The organism is Microbacterium sp. SGAir0570 (assembly GCF_005491085.2).
Lineage (GTDB): Bacteria > Actinomycetota > Actinomycetes > Actinomycetales > Microbacteriaceae > Microbacterium > Microbacterium arborescens.
In genome coordinates this window covers 669,476-683,602 of the sequence record NZ_CP027929.1, presented here as the reverse complement: position 1 = coordinate 683,602, position 14,127 = coordinate 669,476, and the positions used below count along the sequence as shown (strand labels likewise).

Annotated in this window: 13 protein-coding genes; 6 read left to right on the top strand and 7 right to left on the bottom strand. The window is 72.3% G+C overall.

All coding sequences use genetic code 11. From position 1 onward, the window contains the following. Positions 1 to 29 precede the first annotated feature (29 nt). Both C1N74_RS03105 and serS read right to left on the bottom strand, forming a co-directional pair. On the bottom strand, positions 30 to 971 hold the full coding sequence (locus C1N74_RS03105) for an HAD family hydrolase (protein ID WP_023952434.1): 942 nt from the start codon (positions 969 to 971) through the stop codon (positions 30 to 32). After that, positions 968 to 2,233: a serine--tRNA ligase gene (gene serS / locus C1N74_RS03100; protein ID WP_088380413.1), complete on the bottom strand. Its 1,266-nt coding sequence runs from the start codon at positions 2,231 to 2,233 to the stop codon at positions 968 to 970. Before serS ends, C1N74_RS03105 begins: the two co-directional genes overlap by 4 nt. A gap of 115 nt (positions 2,234 to 2,348) precedes the next feature. On the opposite strand from serS, the gene C1N74_RS03095 reads away from it, so the two are divergent. From C1N74_RS03095 to C1N74_RS03085, 3 genes are read left to right on the top strand one after another with little or no spacing between them, the layout of a single operon-like run. After that, positions 2,349 to 3,539 carry a diacylglycerol kinase family protein gene (locus C1N74_RS03095; RefSeq protein WP_088380412.1) on the top strand — a complete coding sequence of 397 codons (1,191 nt, stop codon included), beginning with the start codon at positions 2,349 to 2,351 and terminating at the stop codon, positions 3,537 to 3,539. A 60-nt stretch (positions 3,540 to 3,599) separates the two neighbouring features. Beyond that, positions 3,600 to 4,964: a deoxyribodipyrimidine photo-lyase gene (locus tag C1N74_RS03090; protein WP_137749947.1), complete on the top strand. Its 1,365-nt coding sequence runs from the start codon at positions 3,600 to 3,602 to the stop codon at positions 4,962 to 4,964. A gap of 48 nt (positions 4,965 to 5,012) precedes the next feature. Continuing rightward, positions 5,013 to 6,059, top strand: coding sequence for an LLM class flavin-dependent oxidoreductase (locus C1N74_RS03085; protein ID WP_137749946.1), 1,047 nt, complete (start codon positions 5,013 to 5,015; stop codon positions 6,057 to 6,059). 182 nt (positions 6,060 to 6,241) lie between these two features. On the opposite strand, the gene pheA is transcribed toward C1N74_RS03085, so the two are convergent. Beyond that, complete coding sequence (gene pheA, locus C1N74_RS03080; protein WP_023952439.1) at positions 6,242 to 7,204, bottom strand: prephenate dehydratase; 963 nt, start codon at positions 7,202 to 7,204, stop codon at positions 6,242 to 6,244. Further along, the gene (locus C1N74_RS03075) at positions 7,201 to 8,097 is read right to left on the bottom strand and encodes an EamA family transporter (protein WP_137750949.1); all 897 of its coding nucleotides are present in this window, start codon (positions 8,095 to 8,097) and stop codon (positions 7,201 to 7,203) included. The genes pheA and C1N74_RS03075 overlap by 4 nt, the downstream gene beginning before the upstream one ends. A 73-nt stretch (positions 8,098 to 8,170) precedes the next feature. Between C1N74_RS03075 and C1N74_RS03070 the strand changes: the two genes are divergently transcribed. Both C1N74_RS03070 and pgm read left to right on the top strand, forming a co-directional pair. Further along, complete coding sequence (locus C1N74_RS03070) at positions 8,171 to 9,097, top strand: LysR family transcriptional regulator (RefSeq protein WP_137749945.1); 927 nt, start codon at positions 8,171 to 8,173, stop codon at positions 9,095 to 9,097. Between the two features lie 52 nt (positions 9,098 to 9,149). After that, complete coding sequence (gene pgm / locus C1N74_RS03065; protein ID WP_137749944.1) at positions 9,150 to 10,790, top strand: phosphoglucomutase (alpha-D-glucose-1,6-bisphosphate-dependent); 1,641 nt, start codon at positions 9,150 to 9,152, stop codon at positions 10,788 to 10,790. Between the two features lie 112 nt (positions 10,791 to 10,902). On the opposite strand, the gene C1N74_RS03060 is transcribed toward pgm, so the two are convergent. Beyond that, positions 10,903 to 11,397 (bottom strand): MarR family winged helix-turn-helix transcriptional regulator, encoded by a 495-nt coding sequence (locus tag C1N74_RS03060; protein WP_023952443.1) that lies wholly within the window; start codon positions 11,395 to 11,397, stop codon positions 10,903 to 10,905. A 94-nt stretch (positions 11,398 to 11,491) separates the two neighbouring features. Here C1N74_RS03060 and C1N74_RS03055 point away from each other — a divergent pair, with 94 nt between their 5' ends. Further along, positions 11,492 to 12,421 (top strand): NADP-dependent oxidoreductase, encoded by a 930-nt coding sequence (locus C1N74_RS03055; protein ID WP_137749943.1) that lies wholly within the window; start codon positions 11,492 to 11,494, stop codon positions 12,419 to 12,421. A 128-nt stretch (positions 12,422 to 12,549) separates the two neighbouring features. Here C1N74_RS03055 and C1N74_RS03050 read toward each other — a convergent pair whose 3' ends face one another. Beyond that, a complete protein-coding gene (locus tag C1N74_RS03050) occupies positions 12,550 to 13,185 on the bottom strand; it encodes a bifunctional 4-hydroxy-2-oxoglutarate aldolase/2-dehydro-3-deoxy-phosphogluconate aldolase (protein WP_064956182.1) in 636 nt (211 codons plus the stop codon). Then, on the bottom strand, positions 13,182 to 14,120 hold the full coding sequence (locus C1N74_RS03045) for a sugar kinase (RefSeq protein ID WP_023952446.1): 939 nt from the start codon (positions 14,118 to 14,120) through the stop codon (positions 13,182 to 13,184). Before C1N74_RS03045 ends, C1N74_RS03050 begins: the two co-directional genes overlap by 4 nt. Between the last annotated feature and the right edge of the window lie 7 nt (positions 14,121 to 14,127).

The window sequence follows — 14,127 nt, the reverse complement described above, 5'->3', positions numbered from 1 at the left end:
GCTTCGATCCTAGCCGCCCGCGACGCCGGTCAGAGCGAGCGGAGGATGGCCGCGACGCCGCCCTCCTGGACCGACACGGTCGTCTCGGATGCCTCGGCCAGCAGCTCGGTCGCGCCCTGCGCCATCGCGATCGCCCGCCCGCCGCGCTCGCGCGCCCAGCGGAACATCCCGATGTCGTTGCGGCCGTCCCCCATGACGAGGACGTCGGCCGGCTCGATGTCGAGCCAGGTGCGCACCCGCTCCAGCGCCGTGGACTTGTCGACGCCCTGCGGCGCGATGTCGAGCCAGGCCGACCAGCCCACCGCGTACGACACCTTGTTCAGGCCGATGCGGTCGACGAGCTCGACGAAGTCGGAGTCGGTCTCGTCGGGAGAGACCACGACGACGCGGCAGACCTCCTGCTGCGACAGCTCCGCGAAGGCGACCTTGTCGGCGTCGTGGAGGTTCCAGTCGTGGAGTTCCTCGGTGTAGAGGCGGCGCCCGTCGGGCAGCTCGACCATGTAGCGGGCGTGCGGCAGGTGCTGACGCAGCAGGCCGAGCACCTCGCTCGGGTCGAACGTCTCGATGAAGAAGCGCTCGTACGCGAGCACGTCGGCGAAGTCGTCGTCGATCCGCTTGAGGATGACGGCGCCGTTCGAGCACACGACGTAGTCGGGGTTCAGCGCGAGCGAGCCGAGGATGCCGTGCGTTCCCTCCCACGAGCGTCCGGTCGCGAGCATCACCTCGTGACCGGCCGCGTGCGCGTCGGCCACCGCCTCCACCACGCCGGGACTGAGCGTCTCGTCCTCGAGCAGCACGGTGCCGTCGATGTCGAGCACGATCATCAGGCGCGAGGCGCCGGCGACCGCCGGCATGACCTCGGCGACGTCCTCGACGATCTCGGCCGCATCGCGCGGCGCGACGACCTCGATGCCGCCCTCGTCGGGAAGCGCGTCGGGGGCCTGCGTCATCCCGCCGTCGGCGCCGGTCATGCGATCGGCTCCGCGACCTCGAGGCCGCCGAGGTAGGGCCGCAGCACCTCGGGGATCACGACCGAGCCGTCCTCTCGCTGGTGGGTCTCAAGGAGCGCGACGATCCACCGGGTCGTCGCGAGCGTGCCGTTGAGGGTCGCCACCGGCTCGGTCTTGCCGCCGTCGGGACGGTGACGGATGTCGAGGCGACGCGCCTGATACGTCGTGCAGTTCGAGGTCGAGGTGAGCTCGCGGTACGCCCCCTGCGTGGGCACCCACGCCTCGATGTCGTACTTGCGCGCGGCGCTCGAGCCGAGGTCGCCGGCCGCGACGTCGATGACGCGGTACGCCAGGCCGAGGTCCTGCAGCATCCGCTCCTGCATCTCGACGAGCCGCAGGTGCTCGGCCGCCGCGTCGGCCGGCGTCGTGTAGACGAACATCTCCAGCTTGTTGAACTGGTGCACCCGGATGATGCCGCGCGTGTCCTTGCCGTACGAGCCGGCCTCGCGCCGGTAACAGGTCGACCATCCGGCGTAGCGCTTGGCGCCGCGCTCGAGGTCGAGGATCTCGTCCATGTGGTACCCGGCGAGCGGGACCTCGCTCGTGCCGACGAGGTAGGCGTCGTCCTCCTCGAGGTGGTACACCTCGGCGGCGTGCTCACCGAGGAACCCGGTGCCCCGCATGACCTCGGGGCGCACGAGCGTCGGCGGGATCAGCGGCGTGAACCCGGCGGCGAGCGCACGGTCGAGACCCAGCATCATGAGGGCGATCTCGAGACGCGCGCCGATACCGCTGAGGAAGTAGAACCGGCTGCCGGCGACCTTCGTGCCGCGTTCCATGTCGATCGCACCGAGCTTCTCGCCGAGGGCGAGGTGGTCGAGCGGCTCGAAGTCGAACGACGGCGGCTCGCCGTGCGTGCGGAGCGTGACGAAGTCGGCCTCGCCGCCCGCGGGCACGTCGTCGATGACGATGTTCTCGATGCGGGCGAGCGCGGCGTCGGCGGCCTCCTCGGCGGCGGTGACGGCCTGCTGGGCCTGCTTGACCCGTTCGCTGAGCTGCTTGGCCTCGGCGACGAGCGCGGCCTTCTCGTCCTTCGGCGCCTGCGCGACCTTCTTGCCGTGGGCGTTCTGCTCGGCGCGGAGCCGCTCGAACGTCGTGATGGCCTCGCGGCGCTCGCGATCGGCGGCGATGGCGTCATCCACGCTCTCCGACGAGTTCCCGCGCTTCACCTGCGAGAGTTTCACCAGGTCGGGCTGTTCACGGAGCAATGCGAGGTCGATCACGCGTCAAGTCTAGGGTCGCCCGCATCCGCGCAGCCGGATCAGCGCACCCCGTACCGCCGCGGCCGTCCGGCGCAAGGGGCAATCCGCCACGGGCGGCCACCCCTAGGGTGTAGCCATGGCGACCGACTCCGACGACACCTCCCCGCGGGAGCGCTCCGACGATCCCACCTCACAGACCCCCGACCCCGAACAGGCGGCGGCTCCCGACGACGTCATCCGCGAGCCCGAGGACGTCGCGCCCGACACGACCGACGGAGAGACCGGCGAGGCACGCCGCGTGGGCCCCGAGGGCGAGACGGAGCCGATGTCGGGCGGCTCGGAGAAGCCCAATCCCAAGGCGGCCCTCGTCTACAACCCCATCAAGGTCGACGGCGACGCCCTGCGCGAGCAGGTGCTCCGCGCCGCCGAGGCCGCCGGGTGGGAGGAGCCGCTCTTCTACGAGACGACGGTCGACGACCTCGGCGACGACGTCACGCGCCAGGCGCTCGAGTCCGGCGTCAACGTCGTGCTCGTGGCGGGCGGCGACGGTACGGTCCGTGCCGTGTCGGGAGAGATGAGCGGCAGCGGCATCCCGCTCGCGATCGTCCCGAGCGGCACGGGCAACCTGCTCGCGCGCAACCTCGGTCTGCCCCTCACCGAGCCCGAGACCATGATCGAGGCGGCCTTCAGCGGCGACCGGACCGCGATCGACGTCGGCTGGGCGCGGATCACCCGCGAGAGCGGCGAGGTCGAGAAGCACGCGTTCGTCGTCATGGGCGGCATGGGGCTCGACGCGGCCATGATCGCCAACACCAACCCGCAGCTGAAGAAGTCGGTCGGCTGGGTCGCATACGTCGACGGCGCGACGCGGTCGCTCGTCAACGCCAAGCCGTTCCGCGTCGTCTATCAGCTCGACGGACACCGCATGCACGCGGCTCGTGTGCAGAGCGTGCTCTTCGCGAACTGCGGGTCGCTGCAGGCCGGCATCGCCCTCATCCCCGAGGCCTCGATCACCGACGGCCAGCTCGATGTCGTGATCATGCAGCCGAAGGGCTTCTGGGGCTGGCTGCTCGTGTGGCGCCGCGTCGCGTGGGACAACAGCTTCCTGCGGAAGTTCCGCGCCGGTCGTCGCGTGCTCGCGCTGCGGACGAAGGACAACGCGGTCGTCTACTCGCGCGGCCGCGGCGTCGCGCTCGCTCCGCAGGAGCCGCACCCGGTGCAGCTCGACGGCGACGAGTTCGGCGAGGCGAAGCACGTGCAGACCCGCATCGACCCGCAGGGCCTCATCGTCGCCGTGCCCGCCGGTCACACGCTGCCCGGCGACTGAGCCCCCGTCCGCCCCTGTCAACCGCTCGCCGTCGCCCGGGTCGCCCGACAGGATGACGGGATGAGCTCGCCTTCGATCGTCTGGTTCCGCGACGACCTGCGCCTGGCCGACCACCCCGCGCTCCGCGCTGCGATCGACCGCGGCGAGCCCGTCGTCGGGCTGTACGTGCTCGACGAGGAGTCCGACGGCATCCGACCGCTCGGCGGCGCAGCACGGTGGTGGCTGCACCACTCGCTCGCATCGCTCGCCGATGATCTGCGCGCTCGCGGGTCGCATCTCGTGCTGCGCCGCGGGGCCGCGGCATCCGTCGTCCGGTCACTCGTCGACGACACCGGAGCAGGCGCCGTCTACTGGAACCGCCGCTACGGCGGACCCGAGCGCGCGATCGACACCGAGCTGAAGGACGGCCTCCGCTCGGACGGCGTCGAGGTCGAGTCGTTCGCCGCCAACGTGCTGTTCGAGCCCTGGACGGTCAAGACCGGCAGCGGCACCCCGTTCTCGGTCTTCACCCCGTTCTGGAACGCGGCACGCAACCTGCCCGCCCCGCGCGAGCCGCTCCCCCGGCCCCGCGAGATCCCCGGCCTGCGGTCGGCGCCCGCGGGCGACGACCTCGACGATTGGGAGCTGCTGCCCACCCGGCCCGACTGGGCGGGCGGTCTGCGCGAGCGCTGGCAGCCCGGCGAGGCCGCGGCGCGCGCACGCCTCCGTGAGTTCCTCGACCACGACCTCGGCTCGTACGACGCCGCCCGCGACGAGCCGAGCGCGGGCGCGACCTCGCTGCTCTCGCCGCGTCTGCGCTGGGGCGAGCTGAGCCCGCACACGGTCTGGCACGCCGGGGTGGAGACCGGGGGCGGGACAGGCGCCCATGCGACCTCCGCCTCGCGTTTCCTCTCCGAGCTCGGCTGGCGCGAGTTCGCCTGGCACACGCTGTACCACTTCCCCGACCTGGCGACGAAGAACTGGCGGAAGGGCTTCGACGCCTTCCCCTGGCCGGCCCTCGACCCGGCGCACCTGACGGCGTGGGAGAAGGGCGAGACCGGCGTGCCGATGGTGGATGCCGGGATGCGCGAGCTCTGGCACACCGGCTACATGCACAACCGGGTGCGGATGGTCACGGCATCCTTCCTCACGAAGAACCTGCTCATCGACTGGCGACTCGGCGAGCAGTGGTTCTGGGACACCCTCGTCGACGCCGACGGCGCCAGCAACGCCTTCAACTGGCAATGGGTCGCGGGATCAGGGGCCGACGCGTCGCCCTATTTCCGTATCTTCAACCCCGAGCGGCAGGCCGAGAAGTTCGACCCGAAAGGGCTGTACATCGGGCAATGGGCGCCCGACAGCGCCGCGCGCGAGCCGATCGTCGACCTCGCCGCGACCCGCAAGGCGGCGCTGCAGGCGTACGAGGCGGTGAAGCGGGCGCGGTGACGCGGGCTCGGGAATGCCGGCGGAGGCCGCACGGTTGACAGAGGGGATATGACTGATGCATCCCGCCCCGCCCTGTCCGTGCTCGACCTCGTGCCCGTGCGCACGGGACAGACCAGCGCGCAGGCGATCGCGGCGTCGCTGACCGTCGCGCAGCGGGCGGACGAGCTCGGCTACCGCCGCTACTGGTTCGCCGAGCACCACAACATGCCGGCCGTCGCCTCGACGACCCCGCCGGTGCTCATCGCCGCCGCGGCAGCACGCACCTCCCGCATCCGGGTGGGCTCCGGCGGCGTCATGCTCCCCAACCACTCGCCCCTCGTCGTCGCCGAGCAGTTCGCGGCGCTCGAGGCGATCGCTCCCGGACGCGTCGACCTCGGGATCGGCCGCGCGCCGGGCAGCGATCCTGTCATCACCCAGCTGCTGCGTCAGTCGGGCACGACGAGCGACGTCGACCGGTTCCCCGACAACGTCCGCGACATCCTGGCCCTCGTGACCGGCGACGGCGCGACGGTACGGTTCACGTCGGGCGGGACGTACGACGTCCACGCGACGCCCGCCGCCACGACGACCCCCGACGTCTGGCTGCTCGGATCAAGCGACTACTCGGCGCAGCTCGCCGCCGCCCTCGGCCTGCCCTACGTCTTCGCGAACCACTTCTCGGGCGAGGGCCTCGACCGTGCCCTCGGGCTCTACCGCGACCAGTTCCGGCCGTCCGAGACCCTCGGCGCACCGCGGACGTTCCTTACGGCGAATGCCGTCGTCGCCGACAGCGAGGCCGAGGCCGAAGCCCTCATGCTCCCGCAGGCCCGCATGATGGCACGCCTGCGTGGGAACCGACCGCTCATCGCGCTCGAGACCGTCGAGGAGGCCGCGGCCGCCGAGGCCTCGGACCACCTCGCCGCGCCCCTGCTCGACGCGCTCCGCTCGCGCTGGTTCGTCGGCACCGGCCCCGAGGCCCAGGCCGCCCTCGCCGCGTTCGCCGCGCAGCACGGCGTCGACGAGGTCATGGTCTCGCCGGTGTCGGCCGCGCACGACGGCGAGCAGCCGGATGCCGCTCCCGCCCGCATCCGCACCCTGGAGCTCCTGGCCGCCTGACCCCGCCCGGTCCCGGCGCCGCCCGGGCCGGCCCCGGCCGGTCGACGCGCCACGAACTGTGGGTCCGGCCTCCTCGGCATCCTCACACCGTCGACTCGCCGCAAACGGCGGATTCGGGGGGCCCGACATCCGCATTGTGTGGCGACTCGACGGAACGGGAGGGGCGTGGGAAGCCGGGCGGGTCAGGCCTCGGGCTCGCCGGAGATCAGGGCACGCAGCCAGTCGCGCGCCTCGACGAAGACGTCGTCGGAGTACCGCTCGGGATAGCGGACGATGGCGCGGTCGGCGCGCGGATACGACCCGAGGAACAGCACCTTCGGGCTGAAGCGCCGCACGCCCATGAGGGCATCCGCCATGCGCTCGTCGGCGACGTGGCCGTCGGCATCGATGACGAACCGGTATCGTCCGAGGGCATCGCCGATCGGCCGCGACTCGATCAGCGACAGGTTGATGCCTCGGGTCGAGAACTGCTCGAGCAGCTCGAGCAGTGCACCGGGGTGGTCGTCGGGCAGCTCCGCGATGAGCGAGGTCTTGTCGGCGCCCGTCGGCGACGGCGGCGCGACGGTGCGACTCACGAGGACGAATCGAGTGACCGCGTGCTCGTTGTCGCCGATGTCGGATGCCAGCAGCTCGAGGTCGTGGTGCTCGAGGATGCCGGGCGGGGCGATCGCCGCGTCGGCGTCGCTGACTCCGTCGATGAGGCCGACCGCTGCGGCGACGTTGCTCGCGGCGGGCAGGTGCGCATGCTCCGGCAGCGTCTTCAGCAGCCACTGCAGGCACTGCGCATAGGCGACCGGATGCGCGGCGATGAGCGACACGTCCTCGATGCGCGTGCCGGGCCGCGCCACGAGCACGAAGTTCACGGGCACGAGGTACTCCCCGACGATCCGCAGACCCGGCATCGTGGCCAGCGCATCCTGAGCCGTCGAGACACCGCCGTCGACGGAGTTCTCGATTGCGATCATCGCGGCATCCGAGCGTCCGTCCACGACATCCGCGAGCGCTTCGCCGACGTTGCGCACCGACCGCCAGATCTGGTCGCGCGCCTCGGGCACCTGGGCGAGGGCGGCCTCGGTGAAGGTCCCCGCCGGCCCGAGATAGCTGTAGGTGCGGCGGGCGGGCTGGTCGTCGTGCTCGGGCGTCACGCAATGAGCCTAGACCGGCGCACCCGCGGCACGCGCACGTTGGTCACGAGCACGCCGAGCACGAGCACCGCTCCGCCGACGATCTCCGCGGGCGCGGGGATCTGTCCGAGCAGCGCCGCGGCCGCCGCCATCGCCACGACGGGCGCCAGCAGCACCCACGGCACGACAGCCGCGGAGCGGTTGCGTGCCAGCAGTCCGTTGAAGATCGCGTAGCCGACGAGGGTGCACAGGCCCGCGGTGTAGACCGTCGAGATGAGGGCGCGGATGCCGAACCCGGCAAGACCCGCGCCGATCGCTTCCGGTCCCTCGAACACCAGCGCCAGCACGAGCGCGGGCACCGGCACGACGAGGGCAGACCACACGGTGAGCGAGAGGGCCCCGAGCGGCCCGCGTCCGGTGACGACGCCCGCGCGACGGGCGATCACGTTGCCGACGGCCCACGACAGCGCGGCGCCGAGCGCGAGGACGACGGCGAGCGCGGGAGCGTCTCCCCCGCGCCCGACAGCGACGGCGGCGAGCCCGGCGATCCCGAGGGCGACCCCGAACATCTGCCCCGGTGTGGGGCGTTCCCGCAGCGCCCCGGCCGCGATGACGACGGTAAAGACCGCCTGCGCCTGCATCAGCAGGGCGGCGAGCCCCGGCTGCAGTCCGAGCCCGAGAGACAGGTACAGCAGCGCGAACTGGCCGAGGCTCATGAACAGCCCGACCCCGATCACCGATCCCCAGCGAGCGCGGGGCCGCGGAACCACGAACGCGAAGACGGCGACGGCGGCGAATCGGATGGCCACGAAGAGCAGGGGCGGGATGCCGGCCATCCCCCAGTCGATGACGAGGAAGTTGAATCCCCAGAGCGTCGCCACCGTAGCCGCCAGGATCATGTCGCGTCGAGTCACGAGGCTCAGTCCACCGCTCGGGACGATCAACGACAAGCGATGCTTTCTCCACCTGAATCAGTAGCATTTCTTCATGATTGATCTGGATGCCGTGCACTCGCTGCGGACCGTCGCGCGGGAGGGCAGCGTCGCGGGCGCGGCATCCGCTCTGGGATTCACACCCTCGGCGGTGTCGCAGCAGATCAAGCGCCTCGAGCGCGAGACCGGTGTCGCACTGCTCGAACGCGTCGGCCGCGGCGTCGCCCTGACGGCTGCCGGCACGCAGCTCGTGGTCGGGTCGACGCCGATCCTCGCCGACCTCGAGCGACTGCGCGCCGACCTGCACGCGGGCGTCGGAGCGGACGACGACGGCCGAGTCACCGGCGAGCTGCGCCTCGCCGCCTTCTCGACCGTCGTGCGCGGGCTGCTGGCTCCTGTGCTCGTGGAGCTGGCGGACGCCCACCCAGACCTGCGTCTGCCCGTGCGCGAGAGCGAGCCGTGGGAGACGGTGGCACTCGTCGCCTCGGGCCAGCGCGACCTCGGCATCGTCCACCAGTGGGGCGGCGTCGCGCTGGCGATTCCCGAGAATCTCGTCGTCACTCCGCTGTTCACGGATGTCGCCGACGTCATCCTCCGACGCGACCATCCGCTCGCCGATCGCGACGTGCTGCATCCGGCCGACCTCGCGCGCGAGCAGTGGGTCGCCACATTCGACACGACCATCTGCCGCCAGTGGCTGCGCCGGCTGTTCGACGGCATCGGCGGCGCACCCCGCGTGCTGTACGAGTCAATGGAGTTCGAGAATCACATCGCGCTCGCTCGCACCGGAGCCGTCGTCGCGCTCGTGCCGCGCCTGGGACGCGGCGACCTCGGGCCCGACCTCGTCGCGGTGCCGACCGCGGCTCCCGCGTCGACGCGCGACATCGCCGCGGTCCACCGGCGCTCGCAGGCCGACTCCCCCGCGCTGCGTGCAGTCCTCGCTGCGCTGCTCGCCACCGCGAACGCGCAGGATCGGCCGTGAGTGCCGTGTCAATCCGTCACCGCCGCGGCCAGAAGCGGGCAGACTAAGCACCATGAGCCGTGCAGGAGCGCCCGCAGAAGCATCCGACCTCATCGACATCGATGAGCTGATCGCCGCCTACTACGACCGGAAGCCGGATGCCGCGGTCCCCGGGCAGCGCGTCGCGTTCGGCACGAGCGGCCACCGCGGTTCGTCGCTGTCGACGAGCTTCAACGAGGATCACATCCTCGCCACGACGCAGGCGATCGTCGACTACCGGCGGGCTCAGGGCATCGAAGGCCCCCTCTTCCTCGGTCGCGACACGCACGGACTGTCGCTTCCCGCCGAGCGCAGCGCCATCGAGGTGCTCGTCGCGAACGGCGTCGACGTGCGCGTCGACTCCCGCGACTCGTGGGTGCCGACGCCCGCGCTCAGCCACGCGATCCTGACCTACAACCGAGGTCGCGCGCTCGACGATGCGGGTCGCGCCGACGGCATCGTCGTGACGCCCTCGCACAACCCGCCGCGTGACGGCGGCTTCAAGTACAACCCGCCGCACGGGGGACCTGCCTACACCGACGCGACCTCGTGGATCGCCGACCGCGCGAACGAGCTCATCGCCGCAGGCCTGGTGGGCGTGCACCGCACCCGTCACGCCGACATCGACCTCGACGCGCTCGGCCAGTACGACTTCCGCGACGCCTATGTGCGCGACCTCGCCACAATCATCGACGTCGACGCGATCAAGGCATCGGGCGTGCGCATCGGGGCCGACCCGCTGGGCGGCGCCTCGGTCGAGTACTGGGCGCTCATCGCCGAGGTCTACGGCCTCGACCTGACGGTCGTGAACCCCGAGGTCGACCCGACCTGGAAGTTCATGACGCTCGACTGGGACGAGAAGATCCGCATGGATCCGTCGTCGCCCTCGGCGATGGCCGCGCTCGTGGCGCGCCGCGAGGAGTACGACATCCTCACCGGCAACGACGCCGACGCCGACCGCCACGGCATCGTGACGCCCGACGCGGGCCTGATGAACCCCAACCACTACCTCGCCGTCGCGATCGACTACCTCTTCGCGAACCGCCCCGGCTGGCCGGCGGATGCCGCGGTCGGCAAGACCCTCGTCTCGTCGATGATCATCGACCGCGTCGCCGCGTCGCTCGGCCGCGAGCTGCTCGAGGTTCCCGTGGGCTTCAAGTGGTTCGTTCCGGGCCTGCTCGACGGCTCCGTCGCCTTCGGCGGCGAGGAGTCGGCGGGGGCCTCGTTCCTGCGCAAGGACGGCAGCGTGTGGACCACCGACAAGGACGGCATCCTGCTGTGCCTGCTCGCCGCCGAGATCCTCGCCGTCACCGGCAAGACCCCCTCGCAGCGCTATGCCGAGCTCGAGGCCGAGTTCGGGTCGTCGGCCTACCAGCGGGTGGATGCCGCGGCCACGCCCGAGCAGAAGGCCGCCCTCGGCAAGCTGTCGGGCGACGCCGTGTCGGCCACCGAGCTGGCGGGCGAGCCCATCACGGCGAAGCTCTCGCACGCGCCCGGCAACGGTGCAGCGATCGGCGGCCTCAAGGTGCAGACCGAGCACGCGTGGTTCGCCGCGCGCCCCTCGGGCACCGAGGACGTCTACAAGCTCTACGCCGAGAGCCTGCGCGGACCCGAGCACCTCGCCGAGGTGCAGGCCGAGGCTCGCGCCGTGGTCTCCGCAGCGCTCGGCGCCTGACCCGCATCCTCGCATCGCACCCAATGCACGGCCGAGCGCCGTGTGCACGGCTTTCAAGCGCGGGCAGGCGGTACGCTCGCGGCGAAGTCGTTCACTCGGGCGAGTGCGGTGGTCAGGTCTGACGGCGCCGGGATGCCGAACGCGGCGGCGCCGAGCGCAGGTGCGTCGTCACGCTGCCGAGGATGCGCGCGAGGTCCGCGGCATCCGCGTCGGACAGCGGCGCGAACAGCAGCCGGTGCACCGTCTCGATGTGGCCGGGGAACACGGCGGCGAGCACCTCGCGCCCCGCACCCGTCAGGGCGACCACCGTGCTGCGCTCGTCCTCGACGGACGGTGACCGCGTGACGTATCCGCGCTGCTCGAGCAGCGTGGCCTGGTAGGTCAGCCCGCTGCGGCTGTACACGACGCCGTCGGCGAGGTCGGTCATGCGCAGAGTGCCACCCGGGGCGTCGTTCAGCCGCGCCAGCAGCTGGAACTGGACGTAGCTCAGGCCGCCGGCATCCTTCAGCTGCGTCTCGACGGCGGGGCGAAGCAGGCTGCCCACCTCGGTGAAGGCGAGGTAGGCCTCCAGCTGCGTCGACGTCAGGGAGCGTGGCGCGTTCGTCATGGGCTCGATCCTACCTGTTGCTTCACATTCGAAGTAGTGTTACGTTCCTCGTATCGCTTCGAATTCGAAGCACTTGACCGCGAAGGATCAGATCATGAATGCAGTGCAGTTCTCTCAGACCGGTGGCCCCGAGGTCCTCGAGATCGTCGACATCGACCGCCCCGAGCCGGCGGCGGGCCAGGTGCGCATCCGCGTCGCCGCGTCGGCGTACAACGCGGCGGACGGCGGGATGCGCGCGGGCTTCCTCCCCATCCCGATCGAGCTGCCCCACGTGCCCGGGTACGACATCTCCGGGCACGTCGACGCGGTCGGCCCGGGCGTGACCGGCCTCGCGGTGGGCGATGCGGTGATCGCGTTCCTCCCGATGGAGCACGACGGCGGCGCGGCGGAGTTCGTGCTGGCCCCCGCCGACGCCGTGGCCGCCGCGCCGACGAGCATTCCCCTCGCCGATGCGGCCGCGCTGCCCTCCGTCGCGCTGACCGCGTGGCAGGCCCTCTTCGACGACGGTCGCCTCGAGTCGGGCCGGCGGGTGCTGATCGTCGGCGCCGGCGGTGTCGTCGGAAAGTACGCCGTCCAGCTCGCCAAGCGCGCCGGCATCCACGTCATCGCCACCGCAAGCCCCCGCAGCATCGACGCCGTCCGCGCGGCCGGAGCCGACCAGATCATCGACCACACCGCGACCGACGTGCTGGGCGCCGTCGACGGACCGGTCGACGTGCTGCTGAACCTCGCCCCGATCGAGCCCGAGCTGTTCGAGACCTACGTCGGGGCCGTCGCCGACGGCGGGGCGGTCGTCAGCACGACGGCGTTCATGTCCACCCCGGGCGACGAGGCGCGCGGCGTCCGCGCCGCGACGGTGTTCGTCCGCCGCGATCGCGACCGTCTCGCCGAGCTGGTTCGCCTCGTCGACGAGGGCGCGCTCACCGTCGAGGTCACGCGGCGCATCCCCCTCGCCGAGCTCCCCGCGCTGCACGCCGAGGCGGCCGAGAGCGGCATCGCGGGCAAGGTCATCGTCCTCCCCTGAGCCAGACCCAGCTCCCGCCCCGCGTCACACCCAATGCACGGCCGAGCGCCGAGTGCACGGCCTTCGAGCGCGAGCAGGCCGTGCGCTCGCGGCGAAGCCGTACGCTCGGGGCCGTGCGCTCGCGCGAGTCAGCGCGCGAGCAGCTCGGCCAGGCGCGGCAGCTGCGACTCGTCTTCCAGGGCGGAGCCGACCGCGACGACACGCACCCCGGCATCGAGGAAGTCGGCGGCGTTGGCGGCGTCCATGCCGCCGGTCGCGACGAACCTCACGCCGGGGAACGGACCGCGGATGTGCCGGAACCAGTCCGCGCCGAGCCACTGTGCGGGAAAGGCCTTCAGCCACGTCAGCCCGAGGGCGACCGCCTGCTGTACCTCGCTCGGCGTGGCGACGCCGGGCAGGATCGGGATGCCGCGCTCCTGGGCGGCCCGGACGACGTCGGGGTCGAGGCCCGGCGACACGACGTACGCCGCGCCGGCGTCGGCGGCGACGGCGACCTGCGCCGGCGTCAGGATCGTGCCGGCGCCCACGGCCTTGCCCCGCTCGGCGCCGAGACGCGCGACCTCGCGCAGCGCCCGCTCGTCCTCCGCGGTCTGCAGCGGAACCTCGACGGAGTCGATGCCGAGATCCCAGGCGGTCGTCGCGAGGCGCACCGAGCGCTCGAGCCCCATGCCCCGGAGGATCGCCATCAGCGGTGCGCCCGCGAACACGGCATCGAGAGCGGCGGCCTGGTCGGTGGTCGCATGGTCGACGGGCGACGTGGTCATGGGGAGGTCCTTTCGAAGGGGATGTCGGCGACGGGTGACCCCGCCGCGTCGTCGGGGAAGTCCCCGGTGGTGGCCATCGTGAGCGCCGCACGCGCATGCCCGGATCGCAGACGCGCGGCGGAGCCGGCACCCGCCAGCAGCGCGGCGAGGTAGCCCCCGGCGAAGGCGTCGCCGGCCCCCACGGGCTCGACGACGTCGACGACGAGAGCAGGCTCGAAGACCACGCCGTCGTGCGCGAACAGCGTGGCACCGACGGCACCGTCCTTGACGATGAGCTGCGGGGCGTCCGGCAGCAGGGCACGCACCGCGTCCGCATCCGCGGCGCCCCAGAGCGTCTCGGCCTCGTCGCGGCCGACGAACACGATGTCGGCTGACCGCGCCAGCTCGAGCAGCGGGCCGGCAGCCGCCGCGGCGCCCCACAGCGGGGCCCGGTGATTGACGTCGACGCTCACGGGGACGCCCGCCCCGCGCGCGCGATCGACGATCCGACGCAGGAACGCCGGCGCCGTGCCGCCGAGCGCGGCCGTGATGCCCGAGACGTGCAGCAGCGCGACGCCGTCCCACGACAGAGCGTCGGCGTCGGCCTCCGAGAGGTGGGCGGCCGCCGACCCCGCCCGGTAGTACGCGACGCCGTGACCGGGGTCCTTCAGGTAGAGGCCGGTCGGGTGATCGGCGTCGATGACGACCCGCGAGACGTCGACTCCGCGCGCACCGACCCGCGACACGACGCGCCGGCCGAGGGCGTCGTCGCCGACGCGGGAGAACCACGCGGCGGGCTGACCGAGCGCGGCCGCGTGCGCGGCGACGTTCGACTCCGCTCCCCCGGCGTCGATGCGGAACACCTCGGCGTGCTCGAGGCGCTCCGCCGCCGCGGGCGCGACCATCGCCATGGTCTCGCCCGCCGTCAGCAGCGCCCCATGCGGCACCCCACGCACGGGCCTG